The sequence below is a fragment of the Burkholderia diffusa genome (assembly GCF_001718315.1).
GTDB classification, from domain to species: Bacteria; Pseudomonadota; Gammaproteobacteria; order Burkholderiales; family Burkholderiaceae; genus Burkholderia; species Burkholderia diffusa_B.
In genome coordinates this window covers 758,206-783,200 of record NZ_CP013363.1, presented here as the reverse complement: position 1 = coordinate 783,200, position 24,995 = coordinate 758,206, and the positions used below count along the sequence as shown (strand labels likewise).

The 24,995-nt window shown below is 68.2% G+C and carries 28 protein-coding genes; 9 read left to right on the top strand and 19 right to left on the bottom strand.

Annotated features, from left to right (window positions below; all coding sequences use genetic code 11):
• The first annotated feature begins 2 nt into the window (after nt 1–2).
• Nucleotides 3–1,256, top strand: a complete 1,254-nt coding sequence (locus WI26_RS18965) for a glycosyltransferase family 87 protein (RefSeq protein ID WP_069226809.1) — start codon at nt 3–5, stop codon at nt 1,254–1,256.
• On the opposite strand, the gene WI26_RS18960 is transcribed toward WI26_RS18965, so the two are convergent.
• The 12 genes from WI26_RS18960 to WI26_RS18905 form a co-directional block, all read right to left on the bottom strand.
• Nucleotides 1,229–2,269, bottom strand: a complete 1,041-nt coding sequence (locus WI26_RS18960) for a TadG family pilus assembly protein (RefSeq protein WP_069226808.1) — start codon at nt 2,267–2,269, stop codon at nt 1,229–1,231. The two genes, WI26_RS18965 and WI26_RS18960, sit on opposite strands and share 28 nt — an antisense overlap.
• Nucleotides 2,262–2,690: a TadE/TadG family type IV pilus assembly protein gene (locus WI26_RS18955; protein ID WP_069226807.1), complete on the bottom strand. Its 429-nt coding sequence runs from the start codon at nt 2,688–2,690 to the stop codon at nt 2,262–2,264. Before WI26_RS18955 ends, WI26_RS18960 begins: the two co-directional genes overlap by 8 nt.
• Entirely contained in the window at nt 2,687–3,541 is an 855-nt protein-coding gene (locus tag WI26_RS18950; protein ID WP_059595343.1) for a tetratricopeptide repeat protein, read from the bottom strand. Before WI26_RS18950 ends, WI26_RS18955 begins: the two co-directional genes overlap by 4 nt.
• Nucleotides 3,538–4,482 carry a type II secretion system F family protein gene (locus WI26_RS18945; RefSeq protein ID WP_069226806.1) on the bottom strand — a complete coding sequence of 315 codons (945 nt, stop codon included), beginning with the start codon at nt 4,480–4,482 and terminating at the stop codon, nt 3,538–3,540. Before WI26_RS18945 ends, WI26_RS18950 begins: the two co-directional genes overlap by 4 nt.
• Nucleotides 4,479–5,456, bottom strand: coding sequence for a type II secretion system F family protein (locus tag WI26_RS18940; protein ID WP_069226805.1), 978 nt, complete (start codon nt 5,454–5,456; stop codon nt 4,479–4,481). The genes WI26_RS18945 and WI26_RS18940 overlap by 4 nt, the downstream gene beginning before the upstream one ends.
• Nucleotides 5,453–6,880 carry a CpaF family protein gene (locus WI26_RS18935; protein WP_230939456.1) on the bottom strand — a complete coding sequence of 476 codons (1,428 nt, stop codon included), beginning with the start codon at nt 6,878–6,880 and terminating at the stop codon, nt 5,453–5,455. The genes WI26_RS18940 and WI26_RS18935 overlap by 4 nt, the downstream gene beginning before the upstream one ends.
• The gene (locus WI26_RS18930) at nt 6,862–8,085 is read right to left on the bottom strand and encodes an AAA family ATPase (protein WP_069226804.1); all 1,224 of its coding nucleotides are present in this window, start codon (nt 8,083–8,085) and stop codon (nt 6,862–6,864) included. Before WI26_RS18930 ends, WI26_RS18935 begins: the two co-directional genes overlap by 19 nt.
• 22 nt (nt 8,086–8,107) lie before the next feature.
• Entirely contained in the window at nt 8,108–8,491 is a 384-nt protein-coding gene (locus WI26_RS18925; protein ID WP_059595339.1) for a CpaD family pilus assembly lipoprotein, read from the bottom strand.
• A gap of 14 nt (nt 8,492–8,505) precedes the next feature.
• The gene (locus WI26_RS18920; protein WP_420480792.1) at nt 8,506–9,879 is read right to left on the bottom strand and encodes a type II and III secretion system protein family protein; all 1,374 of its coding nucleotides are present in this window, start codon (nt 9,877–9,879) and stop codon (nt 8,506–8,508) included.
• A gap of 63 nt (nt 9,880–9,942) precedes the next feature.
• A complete protein-coding gene (gene cpaB / locus WI26_RS18915; RefSeq protein ID WP_069226802.1) occupies nt 9,943–10,968 on the bottom strand; it encodes a Flp pilus assembly protein CpaB in 1,026 nt (341 codons plus the stop codon).
• A 20-nt stretch (nt 10,969–10,988) separates the two neighbouring features.
• Nucleotides 10,989–11,468 (bottom strand): A24 family peptidase, encoded by a 480-nt coding sequence (locus tag WI26_RS18910; RefSeq protein ID WP_069226801.1) that lies wholly within the window; start codon nt 11,466–11,468, stop codon nt 10,989–10,991.
• A gap of 89 nt (nt 11,469–11,557) precedes the next feature.
• Entirely contained in the window at nt 11,558–11,740 is a 183-nt protein-coding gene (locus WI26_RS18905) for a Flp family type IVb pilin (RefSeq protein ID WP_044843866.1), read from the bottom strand.
• 306 nt (nt 11,741–12,046) lie between these two features.
• Here WI26_RS18905 and WI26_RS32290 point away from each other — a divergent pair, with 306 nt between their 5' ends.
• A complete protein-coding gene (locus tag WI26_RS32290) occupies nt 12,047–12,229 on the top strand; it encodes a hypothetical protein (RefSeq protein ID WP_155768792.1) in 183 nt (60 codons plus the stop codon).
• Nucleotides 12,230–12,465: 236 nt separating this feature from the next.
• On the opposite strand, the gene WI26_RS18900 is transcribed toward WI26_RS32290, so the two are convergent.
• Nucleotides 12,466–14,127: an ABC transporter substrate-binding protein gene (locus tag WI26_RS18900; protein ID WP_069226800.1), complete on the bottom strand. Its 1,662-nt coding sequence runs from the start codon at nt 14,125–14,127 to the stop codon at nt 12,466–12,468.
• Between the two features lie 361 nt (nt 14,128–14,488).
• On the opposite strand from WI26_RS18900, the gene WI26_RS18895 reads away from it, so the two are divergent.
• Together WI26_RS18895 and WI26_RS18890 are read left to right on the top strand one after the other, a co-directional pair.
• On the top strand, nt 14,489–14,896 hold the full coding sequence (locus tag WI26_RS18895) for a DUF427 domain-containing protein (protein WP_069226799.1): 408 nt from the start codon (nt 14,489–14,491) through the stop codon (nt 14,894–14,896).
• A gap of 211 nt (nt 14,897–15,107) precedes the next feature.
• Nucleotides 15,108–16,100, top strand: coding sequence for a sulfonate ABC transporter substrate-binding protein (locus tag WI26_RS18890; RefSeq protein ID WP_069226798.1), 993 nt, complete (start codon nt 15,108–15,110; stop codon nt 16,098–16,100).
• 20 nt (nt 16,101–16,120) lie between these two features.
• On the opposite strand, the gene WI26_RS18885 is transcribed toward WI26_RS18890, so the two are convergent.
• The 4 genes from WI26_RS18885 to WI26_RS18870 all read right to left on the bottom strand — a co-directional run bounded on the left by WI26_RS18885 (nt 16,121) and on the right by WI26_RS18870 (nt 19,357).
• The gene (locus tag WI26_RS18885; RefSeq protein WP_069227783.1) at nt 16,121–16,705 is read right to left on the bottom strand and encodes a putative glycolipid-binding domain-containing protein; all 585 of its coding nucleotides are present in this window, start codon (nt 16,703–16,705) and stop codon (nt 16,121–16,123) included.
• 180 nt (nt 16,706–16,885) lie between these two features.
• Entirely contained in the window at nt 16,886–18,043 is a 1,158-nt protein-coding gene (locus WI26_RS18880; RefSeq protein WP_069226797.1) for an iron-containing alcohol dehydrogenase, read from the bottom strand.
• Nucleotides 18,040–18,375 (bottom strand): putative quinol monooxygenase, encoded by a 336-nt coding sequence (locus tag WI26_RS18875; RefSeq protein ID WP_059466694.1) that lies wholly within the window; start codon nt 18,373–18,375, stop codon nt 18,040–18,042. Before WI26_RS18875 ends, WI26_RS18880 begins: the two co-directional genes overlap by 4 nt.
• Nucleotides 18,376–18,640: 265 nt before the next feature.
• Complete coding sequence (locus WI26_RS18870) at nt 18,641–19,357, bottom strand: SDR family oxidoreductase (protein WP_069226796.1); 717 nt, start codon at nt 19,355–19,357, stop codon at nt 18,641–18,643.
• Between the two features lie 133 nt (nt 19,358–19,490).
• Here WI26_RS18870 and WI26_RS18865 point away from each other — a divergent pair, with 133 nt between their 5' ends.
• Nucleotides 19,491–20,468: a LysR family transcriptional regulator gene (locus WI26_RS18865; RefSeq protein ID WP_069227782.1), complete on the top strand. Its 978-nt coding sequence runs from the start codon at nt 19,491–19,493 to the stop codon at nt 20,466–20,468.
• Nucleotides 20,469–20,499: 31 nt separating this feature from the next.
• Here WI26_RS18865 and WI26_RS18860 read toward each other — a convergent pair whose 3' ends face one another.
• Entirely contained in the window at nt 20,500–21,237 is a 738-nt protein-coding gene (locus tag WI26_RS18860; protein WP_059510178.1) for an SDR family oxidoreductase, read from the bottom strand.
• Between the two features lie 103 nt (nt 21,238–21,340).
• Here WI26_RS18860 and WI26_RS18855 point away from each other — a divergent pair, with 103 nt between their 5' ends.
• The 4 genes from WI26_RS18855 (at nt 21,341) to WI26_RS18840 (ending at nt 24,713) form a co-directional block, all read left to right on the top strand.
• Entirely contained in the window at nt 21,341–22,249 is a 909-nt protein-coding gene (locus WI26_RS18855; RefSeq protein ID WP_069226795.1) for a LysR family transcriptional regulator, read from the top strand.
• Nucleotides 22,250–22,414: 165 nt separating this feature from the next.
• The gene (locus WI26_RS18850) at nt 22,415–23,803 is read left to right on the top strand and encodes a nucleobase:cation symporter-2 family protein (RefSeq protein ID WP_069226794.1); all 1,389 of its coding nucleotides are present in this window, start codon (nt 22,415–22,417) and stop codon (nt 23,801–23,803) included.
• Nucleotides 23,804–23,901: 98 nt separating this feature from the next.
• Nucleotides 23,902–24,324 carry an NUDIX hydrolase gene (locus WI26_RS18845; RefSeq protein WP_069226793.1) on the top strand — a complete coding sequence of 141 codons (423 nt, stop codon included), beginning with the start codon at nt 23,902–23,904 and terminating at the stop codon, nt 24,322–24,324.
• An 86-nt stretch (nt 24,325–24,410) separates the two neighbouring features.
• Entirely contained in the window at nt 24,411–24,713 is a 303-nt protein-coding gene (locus WI26_RS18840) for a hypothetical protein (protein ID WP_059466367.1), read from the top strand.
• Between the two features lie 50 nt (nt 24,714–24,763).
• Here WI26_RS18840 and WI26_RS31455 read toward each other — a convergent pair whose 3' ends face one another.
• Entirely contained in the window at nt 24,764–24,976 is a 213-nt protein-coding gene (locus WI26_RS31455; protein ID WP_059510174.1) for a hypothetical protein, read from the bottom strand.
• Nucleotides 24,977–24,995 lie beyond the last annotated feature (19 nt).

Here is a 24,995-nt window from a genome sequence, read left to right as displayed (position 1 = left end):
CAATGGACGTTTCCCGGGAATCGCTGCGCCCGGCGCCGCACCCTGTCGTCGCGTGGCTCACGCCGCGGCGCGTCGTCCTGTACAGCATGCTGATGCTGGCGTTGTCCGCGCTGTTCATCGCGATCTGGATATCCGTCGTGCGTCAGGCGCACGGCGGCGTCCTGTCACGCGCCGGCGCCGACTTCTCGGTGTTCTGGTCCGCGTCGTACGTCATGCTGCACGGCTCGCCGTCGCAGGCATACGATTTCTCGGCATTCTCGCGGCTGTCGGCCGAGCTGTTCCCGAACCTTCGTCGCGACGCCTTCGCTCCGTGGCTATACCCGCCCACCTATCTGCTGCTCGTGACACCGCTCGCGCTGCTGCCCTTCGCGCTCGGTTATCCGCTGTTCGTCACGTTCGGCGTCGCCGTGCTCGGCCTCGCCGTGTGGCGCGTATCCCGTCTCGACACGATTCCCGGCGCATGGCGCGCCGGCATCGTTGCGCTGCCCGTCGCGCCGTGCGTATTCGTCACCGCCGCGCTCGGGCAAAACACGTTCCTGACCGCATCGTGCGCGGCGCTGGCCGTCCACTGGGTCGACCGGCGGCCGATGTTGGCGAGCGTTTGCATCGGACTGATGTCCGTCAAGCCGCAGATGGCGCTGCTGTTCCCGTTCGTACTGGTGGCGACACGCGCATGGCGCACGATCGCGTGGGCTGCGCTGGCCACCGGCGCGTTCGTCGCGCTGAGCGCCCTGGTCTGCGGCATCGAGTCGTTGCGTCTGTTCGTCGCGAGCACGGCCCTCGCACGCTCGATCGTCCTCGAACACGGTGTCGTGTTCTGGCTCGCGTCACCGACACCGTTCGCGGCGTTCCGGCTCGCGGGCGTGCCGCTCGGCGCCGCTTATGCCGCCCATGCATGCATCGCCGTTATCGCGATCGCGGCCGCCTGCATCGCATGGACGCAGTCGCGCGACACCCGCGTGCGCGCGGCCGTGCTGACGGTCGCGACGTTCCTGGCCAACCCGTACCTGTGGCACTACGAACTCACATGGCTCGCCGTCGCGATCGCCTGCATGCTGTCGATCGGCTGGCGCGACGGCTGGCTGCGCGGCGAACAGACCGCCATCGCGCTGATGTGGGCGCTGCCGATCGTCGAATACCTGAACCCGTGGCTGCAGCTGCCGCAGATCGGCCCGGCCGTGACGCTCTTCGCGATGCTCGTGCTGCTGCGCCGCGCGCGCCACGACGCTCACAATGCGAGCCGCGGGGGCACGTAGACACCGTAGTACGGGCCGACGCCCGTCGCGACGCCGGTCATCTTCACGCCGGCAACGAAGTGCCCCTGGATGTACTTGTACGTACCGCCGAGCGACACGTCGATGTGGAACGCCGCGAACGCGACGATCGGCACGTAGGTGCTGCTCGCCGTCTGCGTGACGACCGGCAGCACCACCGTCGTGCCGACCGGCACCGACGTGTAGAGCGTGGCCTTCACGCCGGTCGCGAGATAGATGCTGTCGCCGATGTTGAGCGTCGTCGGGTTGCCGGTCACCATCAGGCCGCTCATCGTCGTCGTGTCGGTCGCGGTGGACTGGAACGACGTCCACTGGCCGCCCATGCACAGAGCGCCGTAGGTCTGCCCGTTCGTGATCGAGAACTCGTACGGCAGGTTGGTCAGCGGGTTGATCAGCGGCTGGTTGGTCAGCACGTTCCAGTACTGGTTGTACACGCACTGGTCGATCGCGATCGGAAAGAGCCCGCCCGCGGCAACTCCGCCTGGCGCGGCGAGCACCGCGATCGCGGTCGCGCTGCCGGACGCGCCGGGGATGCCGAGCAACCCGCCGAGCAGCAGCGGAATCGACCCGCCGTTCACGCCCGGCGCGCGCGACACCGTCACCTGCACCGCCGGCACGTCGTACGCGCCGGGCGTGATGGTGGTCGGCTGCATCGATGCGGGGTTGCGCGTCACGTTCCAGTACCCGGTCGTCACCGTGCCGGTCGCCAGCGGTGCGCCGGCCGCGGCGTTCTGCGCGATCACGCCGTTCGCGGCGGGAGCGGCCTGTGACCAGTTCAGCGCGCCGCCGCTCGGCGACATCATCGCGTCGGCCGCCGCGAGCGCGGCCGCGTCGGCGGCGTTCTGCAGCTGGTTGCGCACCGTGGCCACCCACGCGATGTCGATCGCGAGCGCACCGAACGACAGCAGCGGAATCAGGAACATCAGGAAGAACAGCGCGACGGAACCGCGCTCGCGCACGTCGCCGATCCGCGGCCGGTTGGCTGCGTCATTCATAGAGCATCACCGAGCTGGCCGAGATCGTCACCGGGCCGGTCAGCGCGCTGAACGCCGAACCCAGCACCAGTCCCGAATACGTGTAGGTCACGGTTACCGTCAGTGCGGTGCCCGATGTCGTGCCGTTCGTCTGCGTCACGGTCACGGTCGGCGGCGTCGCGGTGCCGCCGGTGATCAGGCTGTTCTGTGTGTAGCTTAATGCGACGTTGGCGATCTGCGTCGTGGTCAGCATCGGTACGCGCAGCACGACGCCGGCACGCGCGGCTTCGCGGCTCGCGTTCGTGATGACGGCCTTGTCGCACAGCAGCAGGCTCGTGTCGATGATGCCGATCAGCACCATCAGCAGGAACGGGAGCATCAGCACGAATTCGAGCGATACGACGCCGCGCGCGCGGCGCGTACCCCTCGGCCCGCGTGTCATTTTTCGGCCTCCGGGGCGGGCGGCGCGGCGCGCGGCTCGAGCGCGGCGCCCGTCGACGGTCGTGCGGCGGCGGCCGGGCGCGATGCAAGCTGCGCGCGCACCGCCTGATAGACGCGCAGATTGTCGGCCACCGCCGACGCGGGCAAATCCGCGGACAGCAGCTTCTTCGCCGAATCGGTGTTGCCGAGCACGCCATACGCGAATGCGAGATTCTGCCGCGCCTGCCACGGCGCATCGGGCAGCCCGGCCACGTCGAGCAATACGTTCACGCCCTCGCGCGGCCGGTTGCCCAGCACGAGCGACAGCCCGAGATCGACGCGCAACCCCTGCGCGTCCGGATGCGCGCGCAGCGCATCTCGATAGACCGCCTGTGCCTCCTCGTGACGCCCCTGCAGGTCGAGCACCGTGCCGAGCCCTTCCGCCGCGAGCGGAAGGTTCGGCTGCGCAGCCAGCAGTTCGCGGTAGCGCCGTGCCGCCTCGTCGAGCCGACGCTGCCGCAATGCGACGCGCGCGAGCCCGATCTGCGGCCCGAGTTCGGCAGGCGCCTGCTGCCGTGCCTGCTCATAGAGAATGCGCGCGCGCTCCAGGTCGCCGGCGCGGTAGTTGACGTCGCCGAGCCCCAGGCGCGCCGGCAGCGAATCGGGATGCCGGGCAAGCACCTTCTCGTACAGCGTCGATGCGAGATCGACGTTGCCGCCGGCAAGCGCGCTGTCGGCAATGCGCAATTCGGCCTGCGGGTCGTCGCTCTTGTGCGACAGCGCCGACCGCGTCTGGATGCCCGGCGCGCAGCCGCCGGCCAGCGCCGGCAACACGGCCGCCAACGCGAACGCACGGATGACGGATGGTGTCATTTGAATACCTCGAGCAGGCGAATTGCCGCCGGGCCCGCCGCGATCAGGCCCACCGTCGGCAGGATGAACAGCATCATCGGCAGCGTGATCTTCGGCGCGAGCTTCGCGGCACGTTCCTCGAGCGCGACGATCTGCTCGGTCCGCTCGCTGCGCGACAGCGTCCGCAACGCCTGCGTAATCGGCGTGCCGAATCGCTGCGATTGCGTGAGCGTCGTGGCCAGCGATCGCGCCGACGCGAAATCGACGCGTGCCGCAAAGTGCGTGAGCGCTTCGGCTACGTTGCCGCTCAGCGTCAGCTCGTCCGCGCACACCATCAGCTCGTCGGCGAGCGGCGGGCAGATGCGCTCGAGTTCGCGCGCGACACGCCGCATGCCCGACACGAGGCTGTTACCTGCCATCGTACAGATCACGAGGAGGTCGAGCGCATCGGGAAAGCACGCGGAGATGATGCGCCGGCGCCTGCGGATCATCGCGCCGAGCACATACTCGGGCACGATCACGCCGATCACGAACGCGGCGACCATCGCCAGCGCCCGGATCACGAAGTATTCGCCGAAGCGCGGAATGTACGGGCTGAACACGATCGCGCCGCCCGCGAACAACACGCCGCAACTCAGCTTGATGCCGATCATCGAAGACACCGCACGCCGCTCGCGGAAGCCCGCGCGCGTGAGCTGCAGCCCGAGTTTCGCGCGCTGCATCGGGTCGAGCACGGGCAGCCGCTCGCCGAGCTGCGCGAGCCGCCGCGTCAGATCCTGACGCACCTCGCCCGGCTGCAGCCGCCCCGACGCCAGCGACAACGGGCGTTGCCCGGCCGCCTGCCGCACACGCTCCCCGATCCGTCGGCGCGTGCCGCCGCCGGGCGGCGCGAGCGCCGCTGCGACACACGCGAGCAACATCAACAGTTCGAGGCCGCGGGCGGCCAGCATCGACATCGTCATCGCGCAGTATCCAGTTTCGAGATCTTGCGAATCGTCAGCAGTCCGATCGTCAGCAGCACCGCGGCGATCGTCAGCATCACGCGTCCGGCATGCGTGTCGAACAGTAGCATCACGTACGCGCGATTCACGAGGAAAAGCGCACCGATCATCACGAACGGCACCGCCGAAATGATCTTCGTCGTGATCCGCCCTTCGGCGGTCAACGCGCGCGTCTTCAGACGGATGTCGCGGCGCGTGCGAATGATGCTCGACAACTCGTCGAGCGTCTCGCCGAGACTGCCGCCCGTCTCGCGCTGTAGCAGCAGGTAGACGGTGAAGAACGAGAAGTCCGCGATCATCAGCCGGTCCGCCGCGAGCGTGAGCACGTCCTTCAGATCCGCACCGACGCGCAGGCTGTCGCCCATCGTGCGGAAAGTCGAGCGCACCGGCTCCGCCGCGCTGTCGCCCACCGTGCTGATCGCCTGCGTGACCGGAATGCCGGCGCGCACGGCCCGCACGATCAGGTCGATCGCGTCCGGGAAGGCTTCGAGAAAGCGCAGCCTGAATCGCTCGACCAGCGCGCGGTAACTGGCGCGCATCGCCACCAGCGGCAAGCCGACGTAGATCAGCGGATGAAGCGCGCGCGGCAGCGCGACGAGCTGCACCACGACGATCGCGGCGATCGCCCCTGCGATCGTGCTGGCGACGACGACGCGCATTCCGCGCTCGCCGCCCACCGCGCGCACCCGCGTCACGAAACGCTGCAGCCACGCGCGCAAGCGGCTTTGACGGCGCGGCAGGTTGAACAGCGCGACGCCGGGCGCCGCGGCCGCACCGGCCTCCCGGCCCGCCAGCGATGGCGCAAGGTTGCGCATCCGCGCACGAATGCGCTGTTCCGGTGTATGGCGCGCGCGATCCAGCAACGCGGACAGCGCGAGGCCCGCCGCAAGGATCGCGACGAATGCGCCGAGCGCGAACAGGTCCGCGGCCCTCATTGCCGGAATACCTCGGAAAGCGCGTCCTCGACACCGTAGTACGCGGCGCGCGGCGCGAATGCGGGCCGCAGCGACGATGCCTCGAACACGCCCTTCACCACGTCCCGCGTCGTGTCGCCCTCCTGGCGGAACGCGAACAGATCCTGCGTGATCACCACCTCGCCCTCCATCCCGACAATCTCGGTGATCCGGGTCACGCGGCGCACGCCGTCGCGCATCCGTTCGACCTGCACGAACAGGTGCACGGCGCTCGCGATCTGGCGCCGGATCGACAGCAGCTGCAGGTTCGCGTTCGCCATCATGACCATGCTTTCGAGCCGGCTGATCGCATCGCGCGGCGAGTTCGCATGGATCGTCGTCATCGAGCCGTCGTGCCCCGTATTCATCGCCTGCAGCACATCGAACGCCTCCGCGCCGCGGATTTCGCCGAGGATGATGCGGTCGGGCCGCATCCGCAGCGCGTTGCGCACGAGGTCGCGCTGCGAGATTCCACCGAGCCCTTCCGTATTCTCGGGCCGCGTCTCGAGACTGACGACGTGCGGCTGCAGCAGTTGCAGCTCGGCCGCGTCCTCGATCGTCACGATCCGTTCGTGCTCCTCGATATGTTGCGACAGCGCGTTGAGCAGCGTGGTCTTGCCCGAACCGGTGCCGCCCGAGATCACGATATTCAGCCGGCACGCGCACGCGATCTTCAGCACCTGCAACATCCCGTGCGAGATGTTGCCCTGATGCGCCATTCGCGCGAGCGTGATGTCGCGCTTCGCGAACTTGCGGATGGAGATCGACGCACCGCGCATCGCGATCGGCGGCAGGACCACGTTCACTCGGCTGCCGTCGGCGAGACGCGCGTCGACCATCGGGCTGCTTTCGTCGACACGGCGCCCGACCGCCGCCGCGATCCGCTGCGCGACGCTCGTCACGTGCGCGTTGTCGCGAAACTTCAGCGGCGTGAGTTCGAGCCGGCCTGCGCGCTCGACGTACACCTGGTCGGGGCCGTTCACGAGAATGTCGGACACGGTGTCGTCGGCGAGCAGCGGTTCGATCGGCCCGACGCCGAACATGTCGTTCAGAATCGCATCGACGATCAACACCTGCTCGCCCGTCGTGATCTTCAGACGTTCGCGCTCGACCGTGTGCGCGGCTACCTGTTCGATGCCGGCACGCACTTCGTCGCGTGTCTTCATCAGCGCCGCCGACATGTTCATCGACGAGAACACCGCGTTGCGAATCGCATCGAACTTGCCGGAGCGAATGAGCGCCTCCTGGGTATCGGCCGCCGCAAGCCCGCGCGCGGGTGCGGGCGCCGGGCTCTCGGCCGGCCCCTGCGCGGGCGCGCCGGCGCCCGACGTGGCGGGCGTCCCTGCCGGCGCGGAGTCCGGCGGCGGCTGTTTGCGGGTACCGAACGTCACGATCCTTTCCTCCATTTGACGAAGCGCGCGTACCACGGCTCGGCGACCGCCATCGATTCGCCGGTGATGCCATTCGCGAGCAACCGGATCTCGTCCAGGAAGCCATGACGTTTCGCGCCCGCGATCGGTTCGCCGAGGTTCTCGGCAATCGCGAGCGGCTGCGGCTCGTGCGGCAGCTCGCGCAGCCTCACGCCGCCGAAGGCGTCCTCGAAGTCGGCCTGCGCGACGCGCCCCTTGACCGGCTCGAGCGGGTTGTTCAGCACCATCGACAGCAGCCGTTCGCCGGGCAGTTCCTTCACGAAGCGCGCAAGCCGCGCGGCTTCGTATGCGGCGTGCACCGAGCGATCGGCGACGATATAGACGAGATCGGCCGCCTCCAGCGCGTCCTCGAACAGCTTGCCGGCGCGGATGCCCACGTCGAACAGCACGTAGTGGAAACGGTCCTTCAGCATGTCGACGAGCGACGCGACCGCATCGTTGCGCAGCGGCGCCTCCTCGCCGTATGCCAGTTCCGCCGAGAGCACGTGCAGGCGGTCGCCCTTCGTGACGAACATGCGATCAAACAGCGCGTCATCGGGACGCTGCGCCATGTTCAGCAATTCGATCAGCCCGTTGTTGCTCGACAGCCCGAGCATCGCGTTCGCGCCGCCGCCATGCAGGTTGAGGTCGACGTACGCGACGCGGCGGCGCTTCTCGCCCGCGAGGCAGCGCGCCAGACTCACCGCGATCGTGGTCGCGCCCACGCCGCCGCGCGCGCCGACGAAGGCGACGATCTTGCCGGTGCGCGCCTGCACGACCGATTCCGTCGCGGTCAGCGCGCGCCGCATCAGCTCGACGGTCAGCGGCTTCACGATGTAGTCCTGCACGCCGATGCCGAGCAGGTTGCGGAACAGCCCGACATCGTTCTGCGTGCCGATCGCCACCACCCGCACGGACGGATCGCACACGTCGGCGAGCCGCATCAGGTCCGAAACCGGCAGCACCGAATCCGACACGTCGACGATCAGCTGGCGCGGCGAGCGCTCGTGCTGCTGCAGCAGCCGGATCGCGTCGTCGCAGTTGCCCGGCTGCACGACGGCGCGCGTGATCGACAGATCCTGCACGACGCGCCGGATCACGTCTTCGCTACCGGCATCGGTCACGACCGCGATGAGATCCGCCGCTCCGGCAAAGGCGGCGCGCTTGGCGTTCTGGCGGTCGAGGACGTTCATGGGTGGCATCGCGCTTCGCTTCGGGGATGGGTCAACGGCCGGGCGAGCCGGTCGTCGTCAACGTCTTGTCGGGTGCGGGCTGCTTCACGCGATCCTCGACGTAGCGGCGCACGGCGTCGGCCGCGACTTGCGCATCCGCGCCGCCGTACGGCACGGGCGCGACGAGATCTTCCGGCCGCGCGAGCATCGTCGCGAGATTCGTGTAGGTCGCGCAGCCAAACGGCACGCCGGGCCGCCCGAACCCGGCATCGACGAGATGCGACGGCTGCATCAGCTTCGCGCAGTCGGGCGGCACCGCGTGCACGCCGTCGAAGCCGATCGCGCGCGCATCGGGCAGATTGATCGGGGGCGGCGCCGACAGGCAGCCCGCCAGCGCCGGCGGCAACAGGGCGGAGACGATGGTTCGAATTCGCATGCGCGCTCCTGCGGTCAGTACACGAAGCCGGCGGCGCCGACGAGGCGCGGCGTGTCGCCCGACAACAGGTCGATCCCGAGGTTGCGCTGGATCGCGAACTCGAGATCGCTGCTCGGCCGCGCGACGGTGTCGAGCGCCTGCTCGAGCTGGCCGGGGCCGGTCGGCTGCACGATGTACGGTGTGACGATCACGACGACCTCGGTCTTGTTGTCCTGGAAGTTCTTCGACGAAAACAGCCGGCCGATGATCGGCAGCCGGCCGAGCCCCGGGATCTGCGACACGGTATCGGCCGTCTGGCTCTGCAGCAGCCCGCCGATCGCGAAGCTTTGCCCGCTCGACAGCTCGACCGTCGTCTCGACGCGCCGCACGGAGAGTCCCGGCACCGTGACGCCGCCGGTCGTCACGCTGTTGCTCGAATCGACCTCGCTCACCTCCGGCCGCACCTTCAGGCTGATCCGGTTGTCGGCGAGCACGGTCGGCGTGAAATCGAGCGACACGCCGAACGGCTTGAACTCGACCGTGATCGCGCCGGTCGTGGTGCCGGCCTGCGCGACCGGAATCGGAATTTCGCCGCCGGCGAGGAAGCTCGCGGTCTGGCCGGACATCGCGGTGAGATTCGGCTCCGCCAGCATCGTGATCAGGCCTTCCTGGTCGAGTGCATCGAGCACGACGTCGATCGACCAGCGCCCCGCGTGGAAACCGCCGAGTATCGAATACGCGCCGCTCGGCGACAGGTTGAACAGCTTGGTCGTCGGATCGAACAGCGTGCGCCCGTTGAACAACCCGCCGACGAAGTTGCCTGCCGCGCCGAGCGAGCTCCAGTTGATGCCGAGCTGCTGCGTGATGTTGCGGCTCACCTCGGTCACGCGCACGCGCAGGTTCACCTGGATCGGGCGCGACAGCGTGAGCCGGTTGACGATCTTTTCCTTGTCGTTCAGATAAGGCGCGAGGGACTGCATCACGGCGTCCGCGTCGGCTGCGCTCGGCACCTTGCCCGACACCATCAGCGAGCCCGGCGCGCCGGACACCGACAGCTTCAATTGCGGAAAGCGGCTGTCGAGCACCGCCTGCAGCGATGCGGTGTCGACCTGCACGATCACCGTCCGACGCAGGATCGGCCGATGGTTCGCGCCGAGCGCGATCAGCGTGGTGGTGCCGGCCTTCTTCCCGAACACGAACACGGTGCGCGGCGACGGCACCTGGATGTCCGCGATGCTAGGGTCCGCGACGAACATCGCGGTCGCGGGTTCGGACAGCGACAGCATCTCGCCCTTGCCGGTCGCGATCGACAACGCCGCGGCCGCGTCCGGCGCTTGCGCGCGCTGCGCGAGCACGACGCCCGGCGCGACGATGCAGGCCAGGCAACAGAAAGCGATCCAACGAACCATGCGCACCATGCGTGTTCCCGTCAAATGCCGGCCGCCGGGCAGCCGGCCCGAACCGTCACCTCGTCACTGCGGTACGACCGCCCCCGGCGCGTGCGCCGTCGTGGCCGCAGCGGCATTGCCGCCCGCTGGCGCAGCCGGCGCAACCGGCGTGCCCGGCCAACCGGACGGCAGCGGCGGCAAGCCCGGCGTGCCGATGCCGCTGCCGCGCGCCCCGTCGTCGACCGACGAGCCGCGGTAGATCACGACCGTATTGCCCTGCGATGCCGGCCGCGTGCCGCTGTCCGTTCTCCCGGACGGCGCCCGCGCTGCCGCGTCGCGGGCCGCGCGCGACACGTCGCCGGCCCAGACCGGGGGCGTATCGGGCTCCTGCTCGTCGCCGCCCGCCGCCTGGCGGCGGTCGCTCGTCGCGAAGCTGCGCAGCGCCAGCGACAGCGAGCCGAGGCGCGTCGCGACCAGCACGACCTGGGCGGTGCGCGGAGAGACCTCGAGCGTGACCGTGCGCGCGCGAACCGGCACGTCCGGCGCGCTAGCGGGCGTCTTCGCGCGCTGGAATTCCGAGCCGACCGCGAGCACGCGCGCGCGCCGCACGACCGTCTCCGCTTCGAACGTGCCGGGCGTCGTCGCGGACCCGCCGATCTCCTGCGTGAGCACCACGTCGACGAAGTCGCCAGGCTGGATCAGCCCCGCGTTGCCGGATACGTCGTCGACCGGCACCGAGATCGCGCGCATGCCGGGCTGCAACGCGGCCGCGAGAAAATCCGGCGCGCCGGCAGCAATCACGTTGTCCGCACGGATCGGCGCACCGGCGTCGACACGGTTGCGCAGCAGCGCGCCTTTCAGGTCCGCGCCCGGTTGCGACTCGACGAACGCACCAGCCGGCACCTGCGCGCGCGGCATGCGCTTCCACGCGAGATCGTTGTCGCGCAGCAGCAGCCCTTCAGGCAGGTCCGCCGCCGCGACGCGCACGCTCACTGCGCCCGCTTCGCCGGGCGCCGAAGGCGTCGACGCCGCGATATACAGCTGGCGCAGGATGAATGCGCCGATCGCGGCGGCGACGATGAGCACGGCCATTCTCAAGGGTTTGGGCATGGCGGCGTGCGTCCTCCGGTCTAGGGAAGCAAAACCGCGCGAGGAAGCGGCATCCAGACGGCTAGCGCACCGCCGAGCGCGAGCGCGATGCCGTACGGCACGCCGCGCGTCTCGAGCGCACGTGTCGGCGCGGCGTGACGCCGCCATGCAATGGCCGCGAGCGTGGCGAGGCCGTACAGGGCGCCGCCCGCGGCGACGATCATCAATACCGGGAACGCAAGCGCCGGGCCGGCCCACAGGAACACGGCCGCCGCCAGCTTGACGTCGCCGCCGCCCATGAAGCCCGCGTGACGCAGGCCGACGAACAGCAGCAGCATCGCCGCGGCGGTCGCCACGTGACCGGCGAGTTGCGCGAGCCCGGCGCGCGCGAGTGCCGCCGCGACGAAATACAGCATCGCGAGCGCCAGTACGGCGCGGTTGGACAAGCGCCGCTCGCGCAGGTCCTGCGTCGCGAGCGACACCAGCACGAGTGTCGCCGCCGACTGTACGAGAAAGAGCATCGGAGATGCCGTCCGTCGGCGCGCCCCGGCTGGATACTTCGTACCGCTTCGGATCCGTGTGTTCGCCGACGGCGCGCGGGTTCAGGAGATCAGATCAACGCCGTGACCTTGTTGATCAGCGCGGTGAACACGGCCGGCAAGCCGCCGGACGTGCTGCTGAGAATCACCCCGACCGCCGCCAGTGCGACCACGACGATGCCCGCCAGAACCGCGTATTCGAGCGAGCTGACACCACGTTCATCGCGCAGCAAGGTCTTGACGTATTGCAGCATGACAACCTCCGTGTGGCGGGGTCGGTGATCGACCGTTGAATGTAATGACGCGGCGTTGCACGGGTCGGTGCGCACGGCGTTCGCCCATTCGTGACTCATGCGGCGGCCCCGGCATCCGACCGTGCGCATTCCCCCGGAATCCATTCGATCGCAGTAGCGCGCGGTATACGGCAACGGTATTCGCCGCGACATTCGCGCGTCTGATGCAGAGCCGCACTGGCACGATGCGGATCACGCCAATTCGTCTAGGGTATAGACAATTTTTTGGGCGAATTCAAATGATTTGGCGTCGGAGTGTATTTATGGGTGAATCGCTTCAACGATGAAATGCGCGCAGATCATTTCCCGCTCTTTCATTGCGGCACAACGGGCCGGGCATGGTTCATGAATAAGAGGGTTAATGCCAGGGAGATTATTGCCGCCGCGCTGCAATTCGATGATTTTTATTCAACTTTTCGATATGCCGCGCACTCCGCATTTGTGAATTAAAAGCTAGCGCTCGCATGTGGATTCCGGCAATCCTTTCGCACACGCCGGCATGACCCGGAAAATATTGCACGTCGCCCGCCACGCGCGATTTGCCAATTCGAAACTCGGCATAAGCATGCTTCGAATCGTTGCTTGTCCCGCGTCGGCGGCGCACATCGGTCTTCCCACTGCGACAGCGAACGCCGCGCTCCACTGCACCGACCTTCGCGACGAAAGCCGGCGCACGCGCTCGTTCCTCAATCCAGCCATACACCGTCGAACCGGTGCCCGCCAAGCGGCGAAAACGTCATCCCGTGCACACGCTTCGAGATCGGCAGCGACACGATCGACGTCGCGATCGGCGTGAACGGCACCTGACTCTTGAACACGACCTGAGCCTGCTCGTAAAGCGACGTGCGTTTCGCGACATCCGCGTTCGAGCGCGCCGCACCGACGAGCCGCTCGAAATCCGCGTTGCACCACTTCGCGAGGTTGCTGCCGTGCACCGCATCGCAGCCGAGCAACGTGCCGAGCCAGTTGTCGGGGTCGCCGTTGTCGCCGGACCAGCCATACAGGATCGCGTCGTGCTGCCCGTCGTGTTTTGCGCGGCGGTTGTACTCGCCCCATTCGTAGCTGACGATCTTCGCGCGCACGCCGATCCTCGCCCAGTCCTGCTGGATCAGTTGCGCCATCAGCTGCGCGTTCGGGTTGTACGGGCGCTGCACCGGCATCGCCCACAGCGTCAGGTCAAAACCGTTCGGGAATCCTGCTTGCGCGAGCAGCGCCTTCGCTGCGGCCGGATCGCGCGGCGCGTCCTTCAGGCGCGGGTTGTACGACCATTGCGCGGGCGGCATCGGGTTCGTCGCGATCGTCGCATCGCCGTTGAACACGGTCTTGATGATCGCCGCCTTGTCGATCGCGATGTCGAGCGCGCGCCGCACGTCGACGCGATCGAGCGGCGGATGCTGCGTGTTGTACGCGACGAAGCCTACGTTGAAGCCCGTCCCCGAAAACAGCGTCAGCTTCGGGTCGCGCCGCACCGTCTCGAGATCGGCCGGCCGCGGGAATACCGACACCTGGCACTCGCCGGCCGTGAGCTTCTGCAGGCGCACGGCCGGATCGGGCGTGATCGCGAACACGAGATGCGCGAGCTTCACGTCGTCCGGCTTCCAGTAGTCGGGGTTCGCGTCGTAACGGATCGTCGCGTCCTTCTGGTACGCGCGCAGCTGGAACGGCCCCGTGCCGACCGGGAACTGGTTGATGTCGGCTTCGCGATGGCGCGCCGTCAACTGCGACGCATATTCGGCCGACAGGATCGACGCGAACGCCATCGCGAGATTGCGCACGAACACGACGTCGGGCGACTTCAGCACGAAGCGCACCGTATCGTCGTCGACTTTCTCGATGCGCTCGATGTTGCGGTCGAATCCGAGATCGCTGAAGTACGGGAAGCTGACCGGATAGGCCTTGCGGAACGGGTCGTCGGGGTCGAGCATCCGGAGGAACGTGAACACGACGTCATCCGCCTGGAACGGCCGCGTCGGCTTGAACCAGGCGGTCGTCTGGAACTTCACGCCGCGGCGCAGGTGGAACGTGTAGACGCGCTGGTCGGACGACACGTCCCAGCTCGTCGCGAGCGACGGTTCGAGATCGAGCGTGCCGCGCTTGAACTGCACGAGCCCGTTGTAGATCGTGTACGTGCTCGCGTCGAAATCGGTGCTGGTCGTATGCTGGCCGGGATCGAAGCCGGCCGGGCTGCCTTCGCTGCAATACACGAGCGTCTTGCCGGCCGGCGCCGCGAACGCGGGCGTGAGCGCGCCGGCGAGCAGCAGCGACGCGGCGATGCCGCGCAGCGCCGCAACGGCAGCGGATGCAGGCCGCGCACAATGCGCGGCGAACGAGACGAATGGAATCTTCATGGTGGCGGTCGAGAAAGGACTGTCATGCGAATGACGACCGCCGATCTTCGCGCGCCGCCCGCCGATCGCTTACCAATTAATTCCGCGTTGCTTATCGCGGCGGGTGCATCCCGCTGCCGCTGCATGAAAATGTCCACGCGAGCGTCGCGGACATGCCGGCGAATTCCGGCTGCCATGCGCCGCTGCGCGTCATGCGGCGCTGCCATTCGCGGCACCGCCTTCCGTCCCCCTGCAGGTTCTACGGAATTGGCGCATCGTATCGGCAGGTCAACGCCGCAATGCGCGCGCGAGCGGTCGACCTGCGCACACGTTGCGGCGCGGCGTGCCTGTCGGCGCGCTGCATCTTCCCGGAGGATCCACGATGTCGATCAACCCCGATACGCCCTCTCGTCCCGTGAAGTCGCCGGGCCCCGATCATCCGATCACGATCGAACCGCATCCGTCGCGCGTCGTGGTCAAGGTGGCCGGCAAGGTCGTCGCCGATACGCGCCGCGCGCTGGCGCTGCGCGAGGCCACCTATCCGGCCGTTCTGTACGTACCGCGCGAGGACGCCGACATGGCGCTGCTGCAACGCACCGACCATGCGACGTACTGCCCGTACAAGGGCGATTGCGCGTATTACTCGATTCCCGCCGGCGGCGAACGTGCGACCAACGCGGTGTGGACGTACGAGCATCCGAACCCGGCCGTCGAACCGATTCGCGCGCACCTCGCGTTTTACCCCGATCGCGTCGACTCGATCGAGGAAAGCCCGCTCGGTGCCGATTGAGTGCGGCGGCGCGCTGCCGGCCCATCGTTCACGCATCGTCAGGCCGCTGATTTGCATATGCGGATTCATTGGTTGGCCGCCGATTCGCGCGGCCGTATCGTCGTGCATCCGGCGCGAGCCTGCCGGCCGCGCGCATCGCCCGCATCCGGCTGCGTCCCGTGCCGGTCGGGCCACAAGCGCGCCCCCGTGAACCCGCCTGCAGGACGCATCGATGAACGACACACAGCACGCAGACCTTGAAACGCCCGTGACAAATCCGCGTCGCCGCCGGTGGCTGCAGGGCGCGGCCGCCGGACTGGCCGGGCTCGCGCTCGGCCCGCTCGCGGGCATGCCTGCGCTGGCCCAGGGCCCCGACAAACGGCTGCGCATCGGTTTCCAGAAATACGGCAACTTCGTCGTGCTCAAGGCGCGCGGCACGCTCGAGAAGCGGCTCGCGAGCCAGGGCGTGGCGGTCCAGTGGCTCGAGTTCCCGGCCGGCCCGCAATTGCTCGAGGGGTTGAACGCGGGCGCGATCGACGTCGGCACGGTCGGCGAGACGCCGCCGATCTTCGCGCAGGCCGCGGGCGTCGATTTCGTCTATCTCGGCAACGAGCCGCCCGCGCCGCACGGCGAGGCGATCGTCGTGCTGCCCGATTCACCGATCCGCACCGTCGCGCAGCTGCGCGGCAAGAAGGTCGCGTTCAACAAGGGTTCGAACGTCCACTATCTGCTCGTGAAGGCGCTGGAGCATGCGGGCCTCACGTATGCCGACATTCAGCCTGTCTATCTGACGCCCGCCGACGCGCGCGCCGCGTTCGTGCAGCGCAGCGTCGACGCGTGGGTGATCTGGGATCCGTACCTGGCGGCCGCCGAACGGCAGCTCGGCGCACGCGTGGTCGCGAATGGCGACGGCCTCGTGCGCAACACGCAGTACTACCTCGCCGCGCGCAAGTATGCCGCCGCGCAGCCGCAGGTGCTGCGCACGCTGCTCGACGAAGTCGACGCGCTCGATCGGTGGGCACGCGACCATGTTCCGGAAGTCGCCGCGCAACTGTCGCCGCTCGTCGGCCTCGACGCGCCGACGCTCGAAGTCGCGCTCAAGCGCACCGGCTACGGTGTGCAGCCCGTGACCGATGCGACGCTCGCGTATCAGCAGAACATCGCCGACGCGTTCAGTGCATTGAAGCTGATTCCCGGCAAGGTGACGGTCGCCAACGCACGCTGACGCGCCGCAGCTGCGCCGCGTTACCGCGCATGCGTCGCGCCGGTCCGCCGCCACTCGTCGTAATCGGTGACGAGGCCCGCATCGTCCACCGCGATATCGGCCGCATACGTGCCGCTTTCGTAGCGGTAAACGTGCTGCGCCGTGCGCGCATAGCGCTGTTCGCCGCGCACGATCTCGAACGCCGGAAACCGCAGCCAGGCCGTGTGAATGACGGCCGACGCGCCGACCGCAAGCCCGAGACGCCGGATCGGCAGCGTATTGGTCGACGGACTGAAGCCGAGATCGACGTCGGTCGCGCCCGCGAGGGCCGGCACGTCGACACCGTCGATCGTCCAGCGCCCCGCCTTGCATTCGATCGCAAGCCGCCGGGGCGACGCCGCGCCGAGCCAGTACGTGACGTGCGCCGATCGCGTCAGCCAGTCCGAGCCGCACGCGATCGCATAGTCGACGCGAAACGGCGTGCCGTCGATCGCGCCCGCAACCGCGCCGGACAGGTCGACGCCCGCGCGCGTCTCGACAAGCCGGCACCATTCGGCGGCCTGCCAGGTCTGCGTGATCTGCCACGCAACGCATCGCGTGCGCGCTGCTTCTTCCCGTTGCGTCATGTCGTTTCCCGTCGATTGCATCGGCCTTTGGTGCATGCTTCCGTATCGATACCGAGTATCGGATCGTTGCGCACGTTCAGTATCGCTCCTGCCTTGGCGCACACCATCGATCGGCATCACCCGCACCGCATCACGGGCAAGGCTTCATGGAGCACTCGCCGCGCAGTCACGCGCGCCGCATCACCACGCCTGCCGATAGATCGCCAGCGCGTCGGCTTCCGTGACCTCGCGCGGATTGTTCACGAGCAGGCGCGTCTGCAGCATCGCATCCGACGCCATCCTCGGCAGGTCGCCCTCGCCGATGCCGACCTCGCGCAGCGTGCGCGGAATGCCTGTCGCGACGATCAGGCGATCGATCTCGCCGATCAGCGTCTGCGTCCTCGCTTCGTCACTGCCCGTCGCCGACGGCGCGACGATCGCCGCGAGCTCGGCATACAGCGGCGCGGCGGCCGGCGCATTGAAGCGCAGCACATGCGGCAGCACGAGCGCATTCGACAGCCCGTGCGGCACATGAAAAATACCGCCGACCGGATAGGCCAGCGCATGCACGGCCGCCACCGGCGCGTTCGCGAATGCCTGGCCGGCGAACATCGCGCCGACCAGCATCGCTTCGCGCGCATGGCGATCGCGGCCGTCATCGCAGGCCTTCAACAGGTTGCGCGACAGCAGCGTCAATGCGTGCACGGCCAGCATGTCGGACACGGGATTCTTGAGCCGCGACGACGTATAAGCCTCGATCGCATGCACCATCGCGTCGATGCCCGTCGCGGCCGTTGCCGCGCGCGGCAGCCCGAGCGTGAGCCCGGCGTCGAGGATCGCGACGTCCGCGAACAGGTGCGGCGACACGACGCCCATCTTGCGCGCCTCGCCGACCGTGACGATCGACACGGCCGTCACTTCGGAGCCGGTGCCGGCCGTCGTCGGCATCTGCACGAGCGGCAGCCGCGACGTTGCAACCTTGTCGACGCCGTACATGTCGGCCAGCGCCTGCCGCCCCGGCGCGAGCACCGCGATCAGCTTCGCGACGTCCATCGACGAACCGCCGCCGAGACCGAGCACGATTTCTGCATCGGCCGCCACCGCGCGCGCGGTCGCTTCGAGCACGACATGCTCGGGCGGATCGGCGATCACGTCGTCGATCACGGTCACCTGCCAGCCGTGCGCGGCGAGGCTCTCCAGCGCGGGCGCGAGCACGCTGCTGCGATGCAGGAATGCGTCTGTGACGACGCATAGCCGCGCAAGCGCGGGAAAGCGTTCACGCAACAACGCGCCGAGCCGGCTCGCGGCGCCGAATTCGACGATCTGCGTCGGAACGGTACGGAATTGAAACGGGTTCATCGGGCGTCTCCCGGCGGTGTCGCCGTGCCGGTGTCCGGCTGCACCATGTAGCACGTCACGTCGCGGCGATCGAGCAACGGAATGATCGCGCCGACGCCGATGCGCTGGAAATGCGGCGTTTCCCGATGCACGTCGAGGCCGTCGGCATCGCGGTAGCGTTCGAGGATCACGATATGGTCGGGATCGACCGGCGACCGGAAGTACGCATAGTCGATGTTCTTCGGCTCGGTGCGCGTAGCCGGCGCAAGTTCGGCCAGCAGTTCGATCACGCGGTCGCCGTTGCCGGGTTTCGCGAAGAAATGCGCGATGACCTGCAGGTAAGGTTCTTTCATGCTGCGCTCCGTATTCGCCAGCGGCCCGCCGTGACGGGCCGTCATTCCACAATGCGCGGTTGCTCGTCGAAGGTGGCAGCCAGCGGCCCGATACGGTGCCGGCGCCCAGACGTCGCATTGTATTGAATCGGCGCCGCATGCGCAGCGCATCGTCACGCACGCGACGGCAATGCGCCGCGCGAACGGTTCGCGTCTGCCGCGTCGAATGCCGGCGCGATGCCTTGGCCGGCCGGCTTTGCCCGAGCCACGCGCGCCGCTGCCCTGGCTACCACGGCACTGTGCGCCCCTGGTAATCGAGGTATTCGAGCCCCGGGCGCCGTTGCTTCCCGATCAACACGTTCACGAGGCTCGGCACGCTTTCGTCGATCGTCAGTCGCGCATCGGGCCCGCCCAGTTCCGTGCGGACCCAGCCCGGCGCCATCAGCGCCATCGCGCGCGGCGTTCCGGCCTGGCGCGCCGCGAAACTGCGCATGAACTGGTTCAGCGCAGCCTTGCTGCCGCGGTAGACCTCGCGCATTCCGCTCACGTTGTTCGCGACACTTCCTTGCCCCGACGACATCGCGCCGATGAGACCATCCGCGGTCACGAGATCCTGCAGCGCCTCGATCACGCGCATCGGCGCCAGCGCATTCGTGATCATCACGCGTACGAATTCGTCGAGCGTGACCTCGCCGATCGTTTCGTTCGGATCGTTGGTCGTGCCGGCGTTCACGAACAACATGTCGAAGCGCCGGCCCGACAAGCGCGCGCGCAGCGCGGCCAGTTGTTCCGGCTCGCAGATGTCGAGCGTCTCGATCTCGAGCCGTCCGTCGAAGCGTTCGGCGAGCGCATGCAGTTGCGTGCGCCCCGAGGCCGCGCGCACGGTTCCGGTCACGTGCCAGCCCTTGTTCAGGAATTGTTCCGCCATCGCGAGCCCGAGGCCGCGCGAGGCCGCGACGAGCAGGATCGATGGTGTCTTGGGGTTCGATACGGTCGATTGCATGGACTTCGCCTTTGCCGGAGTTCGTCATCCGGCCACTATAGGCGCGCGCCGTCACATGCACCAGACGCATCGAATGCAATCCATAGTTGCACCGAACGCCCTGTCATGCCGCGCGATGTCGTATGCTGTCCGGATGGAAGACATCGATCTGAACCTCGTCACCGCGCTCGACGTGCTGCTGACCGAAGGGAGCGTGACCGGCGCCGCGCGCCGGCTGGGACTGAGCACCTCCGCGATGAGCCGCACGCTCACGCGGCTGCGTACCGCCACGGGTGATCCACTGCTCGTGCGCGCCGGACGCCGGCTCGTGCCGACGCCGCACGCGTCGGCGTTGCGCGATCGCGTGCATGCCATCGCGAGCGATGCGCGGGCCGTGCTTCGTCCGGCCACGGCCGACATCGACATGGCTACGCTGTCGTCCACGTTCACCATCCGCGCGGCCGCGTCGTTCATGGACATGCTCGCCGGCCCGGTGGTCGCCGCGATCGGCGAAATCGCACCCGGCGTACGCGTGTGTTTCGTCGCGAGGCTCGATCGCGATCCGGGGCCGCTGCGCGACGGCACGGTCGATCTGGAAATCGGCAAGCGCGGCGACGACGCGCCCGAGCTGCATACGCGCGAGCTCTTTCACGACGGACACGTCGCGGTGGCGCGCGCCGGGCATCCGCTGTTCGCGGCGGACAGGATCACGCCTGCGCGCTACGCGGCCTGCCGTCACGTGATTGCATCGCAGCTCGGCGACTTCAGCGGGCCGGCGAACGATCCGGCAGACACGCGCGCGCCCGCCCATATCGTGCAGGTCGTGGTGCCCGGCTACCCCGATGCGATGCGCGTCGCGGCCGGCACCGACCTGATCGCGCTCGTACCGCGCTCGAGCCTCGGCAACGCATTCACGCCGGGGCTCGTGGACGCGCTCGGGCTGCGCAGTTTCGCGATACCGGTCCGGCTGCCCGAGATCCTGATCTCCGCGCTCTGGCATCCGCGGATGCAGCACGACCCCGCGCATCGCCGCCTGCGCGAGGTCGTCATCGACGTGTGCAAGCGCGCGTATCCAGCGGCCCGCGCACCGCGCGCACCGGCCCGCGGCACGAAAACGCACGCCGCCGGCTGAAACATCGGGCGCCGCACGCAACGCCCGCGCATCACACCAGCCGGCCGCCCCCGTCGATGTGCAGGATCTCGGCATTCATGAAGCCGTTTCCCAACAGGAACGCGATCGCTTCCCCGACTTCGTCGGCGCGGCCGACTCGCCCGCCGGGCAATGCCGAAGCGGCCTCGCCGAGAATCGCGTCGCGCGCTTCCGGGCCGAATGCGTCGTACAGCGGCGTGTCGACGAAACCGGGCGCGACGACGTTCACGCGGATCGGTTTGAGTTCCAGTGCCAACGATTGTGCCAGCGCCTCGACGCCGCGCACGGCGGCCGCGATGACCGACGTGCCCTGCCCGGACGGACGGTCCGCCAGCTGCCCGCCGGTGAGCACGATCGAGCCGGTCGCGGGCATCAGCGGCAACGCGGCGCGGATCGCATGAACCGGCCCGGCGATACGCTCCTGCAGCGCGGCAAGCAGGTGGTCCGGATCGGTGTCGGCCAGCTTGCCGGCGATGAATCGTCCGGCCGTGACGACCAGGTGATCGACGCGCGTCATCGGCTCGAAGACGCGCTGCACGGCATCCCGGTCCGCGATGTCCGCGATCGCGGTGCGCGCGCCGCCGATCGTTTGCGCGGCGGCCGCCAGCGTCGCGCCGGTACGGCCGACCAGCGTGACGGTCGCGCCTCGCGCTTTCACCGCTGCGGCGGCCGCGAGGCCGATTCCGGAACTCGCACCGAATACCACCACATGCGCGCCGTCCAGCGCCGGCGATTGCATTGCCTCGTTCATGTCGACTCCTCGTCGGGGATTGAAGGTTCACGCACGTTAGGTCATGCTCCGACGAGGTGGAAGACGATGAATTCGAATAGGGCTCATGCCCGGGAGGAATAAGATGGACTCGCTGCGTTCCATGCGCCTCTTCGTGCGCGCCGTCGAACTGGGCAATTTCTCGGCGGTCGCGCGCGAGGAAGGCACCGGTCAGCCGACGATCAGCAAGGTCATCGCCGCGTTCGAGAAAACGCTCGGCGTGCGCCTGCTCGAACGATCGACGACGAGCGTCGCACCGACCGATGAAGGCCGGCGGTTCTACGAGCGCTGCAAGCGCGTGATCGACGAATACGCGAGCGCGGTCGCCGAGGTGCGTGGGCAGACGCTGCGACCGGTCGGCAAACTGGTCGTCAATGCGCCGACGGGGCTCGGCGAGCTGCGTCTGAACGCACTCATGCTCGAATTCCTCGACGCCTATCCGGAGATCGACATCGAGCTGCATCTGACCGATCGCGTGATCGACCTGGTCGAGGAAGGCGTCGATGTCGCGATCCGCCTCGGCCATGCGCTGCCGCCGGACGCGATCGCGCGCTGCATCGCGACGTCGCCGCGCCTGCTGGTGGCGGCGCCGCGCTATGTCGCGCAGGCATCCAGGATCCGCCGCCCCGAAGACCTCGCCAACCACGACCATGTCGGCTACGCGCGCGCCGGCATCGGCACGGAGCTGGCATTCGAAAGGGGCGCCGAGGCCGTCAGCGTGCCCGTGCGCAGCCGGTATCGCGTCGACAGTTCGCTGGCCTTGCGCGAATGCTTCCTCGCCGGCCGCGCGGTGGGCAGCGCGCCCGCGTGGCTCGTTCAGGACCTGATCGACGGCGGACAGCTCGTCCGGCTGCTGCCGAAGTGGGAGATGCCCGTGCCGCACGCGCTGCATCTCGTCCATGCGTCGCGTCGGCATCTGCCGCTGAGGACCCGCACGTTCCTCGCGTTCATGACGGAGCGGATTCCCGCGCTGCCCGGTTTCCGGGCAACTTAGCGCGCGCGGCGCCGCTCACGCTGACGAACCGGGCGGCGTCGCGCGCTCGACGACATGGATCCCTCACTGCTTTCCCCCATCCCGACTGTTGCATGGCGCCCGGGCTTCACCGGCCGGCCCTTCGGATAAAATGCCGCACTTTCCATCCTGTCCGGCCCGCTCGCCATGCAACCCGCCTCCCCCGCCCGCTCCGCCTCCCACGGCGCCGACGACGCAGAGTCGTCGCGCGACCTCGTCTATGGCCCCAATGACCGGCCTGCGCCGATGGTCGCTTTCGTCGCCGCGCTCCAGCACCTGCTGGCGATCATCGTGCCGATCGTCACGCCCGGCCTGCTGATCTGTCAGGCGCTCGGCGTATCGAGCCGCGATACGACCCTTATCGTGTCGATGTCGCTGGTGATTTCCGGCATCGCGACCTTCGTGCAGTGCAGGCGCTTCGGTCCGCTCGGCGCCGGCCTGCTGATCGTGCAAGGCACCAGCTTCAATTTCGTCGGCCCGCTGATCGCCGGCGGCAGCGTAATGGTGAAGCAGGGCACGCCGGTCGAGACCGTGATGGCCGCGATCTTCGGCGTCGTGATCGCCGGTTCGTTCGTCGAGATGGGCGTGTCGCGCATCCTGCCGTTCGTGAAGCGCCTGATCACGCCGCTCGTCACCGGCATCGTCGTGCTGCTGATCGGCCTCACGCTGATCAAGGTCGGCCTGATCAGCATGGGCGGCGGCTACGGCGCGATGGCCAACGGCACGTTCGCGAGCGCCCAGAACCTGACGCTGTCGTGCCTCGTGCTCGGCACGATCATCCTGCTGAACCGCGTGCCGATCGTATGGGTGCGCAGCACGGCGCTCGTGATCGCGCTCGTGATCGGCTACGCCGCGGCCGCGCTGCTCGGCCGCCTCGACTTCACGGGCATACATCAAGCCGCGCTGTTCCAGGTCCCGACGCCGCTGCACTTCGGCATCGGCTTCTCATGGTCGCTGTTCGTACCGATGCTGATCATCTATCTCGTCACGTCGCTCGAGGCGATCGGCGACGTCACCGCCACCAGCAAGATCTCGAAGGAGCCGGTCGAGGGGCCGGTGTGGATGCGGCGGATCAAGGGCGGCGTGCTCGTGAACGGCGCGAACTCGCTGCTGGCCGGCGTGTTCAACACGTTCCCGAGCTCCGTGTTCGCGCAGAACAATGGCGTGATCCAGATTACCGGCGTCGCGAGCCGCTACGTCGGCATCTGGATCGCGGGCATGCTCGTGGTGCTCGGCTTGTTCCCGGTCGTCGCGGGCGCGCTGCAGGCCGTGCCGGAGCCCGTGCTCGGCGGCGCGGCGATGGTGATGTTCGGCGCGGTGGCCGCATCGGGCATCAACATCCTGTCCGGCATCCAGCTCGATCGCCGCGCGCTGCTGATCATCGCGGTGTCGCTCGCGCTCGGCCTCGGCGTGTCGCAAGTGCCGGACATCCTGAACAGCCTGCCGCATGCGCTGAAGAACGTGCTGGAATCGGGCGTCGCGACGGGCGGCATCTGCGCGCTCGTGATGAACTGGTTCCTGCCGGAACAGAAGTAACGCTACGGACTCCATGACGACGCGGCCCGACCGACGGGCCGCGTCGCGCTCGGAGGCTCCGGCTTGGCCCGGCGCCCGACTCTCGCTAGAATCGGGTCATGCCTCAATCCCCAGCCTCCACGAATACGCCGGAAGCCAGTGCGGTCCCCTTCAAGGAACGCGCGACCGTCGTCTGCTACCGCGAACAACAGGTCTTGCTGGTTGCGCGTGTATCGTCGCGATGGGCGTTGCCCGGCGGCACGATCAAGCGCAGCGAAACGCCGCTCGAGGCTGCACATCGGGAACTGCTGGAAGAAACCGGCATCATCGGCCAGGATCTCGTCTATTCGATGCAGTTCACCGGGCTGGCGAAGGTACACCACGTGTTCTTCGCCGAAGTCGGCGCCGAGCAGACGGCGCAGGCGAGCAACGAGATCGAGAAGTGCAAGTGGTTTCGTATCGACGGCATCGATGCGCTGCGCGCGAGCATTCCAACCAAGCGGATCGTCGAACTCGTCTACCGGCACGAAATCCTCAAGTAGGTAGACACCCCACCCCCAACGGCTCGCGCGAGCCGATATGATGCGCCCACGGTCCGTCGTCGCGTTCCCTTCCGAGCGAGCTGCAGATGAACAGTGCGTATACCTACCGCGGATACACGATCGATGTCCGCTGCGAATTCCGGCTCGACGAACCGCGCGACCACGCGCCGCCACCCGCCACGCTGCGGTTCGGGTTCGTCGCGGTCGTGCAGGTTCGCGCGGCCGGCGCCGCGCCGCGCCTGCTGGCGCCGGTCAGGCTCGGCGACGATGGCGGCCGCCTGTTCGACGACACCCTCGATGCGTTGCGCGCGGGCCGCGCGGCCGGCGAAATCATCGTCGACGACCTGTTGGTCGATTCCGGCTCCGTCGACGGGCGCGCGCATTCCTGAGCCGGCTGACGACCTGGAACGTTCTGCGCGGATCGACAGCGCGCCGACGCTCAGTTCAGGCGCTTTCGTCGTAGTTCGTGCGTGGAATAGACGACGAGGAAGATCCCCAGCATTGCGACGCCGGATGCCAGGAAGTCGTTTGCGGTTCCCGTACTGTTCAGCGATCTCGGGAAAATACCGAGACTCAGCCCCGCGGCAGCCAGGAGCACGCCTGCCGCCACACCCCATACCGGTCCGGTGGTCTTTTCGATTGTGTTTTTCATACAGCACCCGTCTACAGTC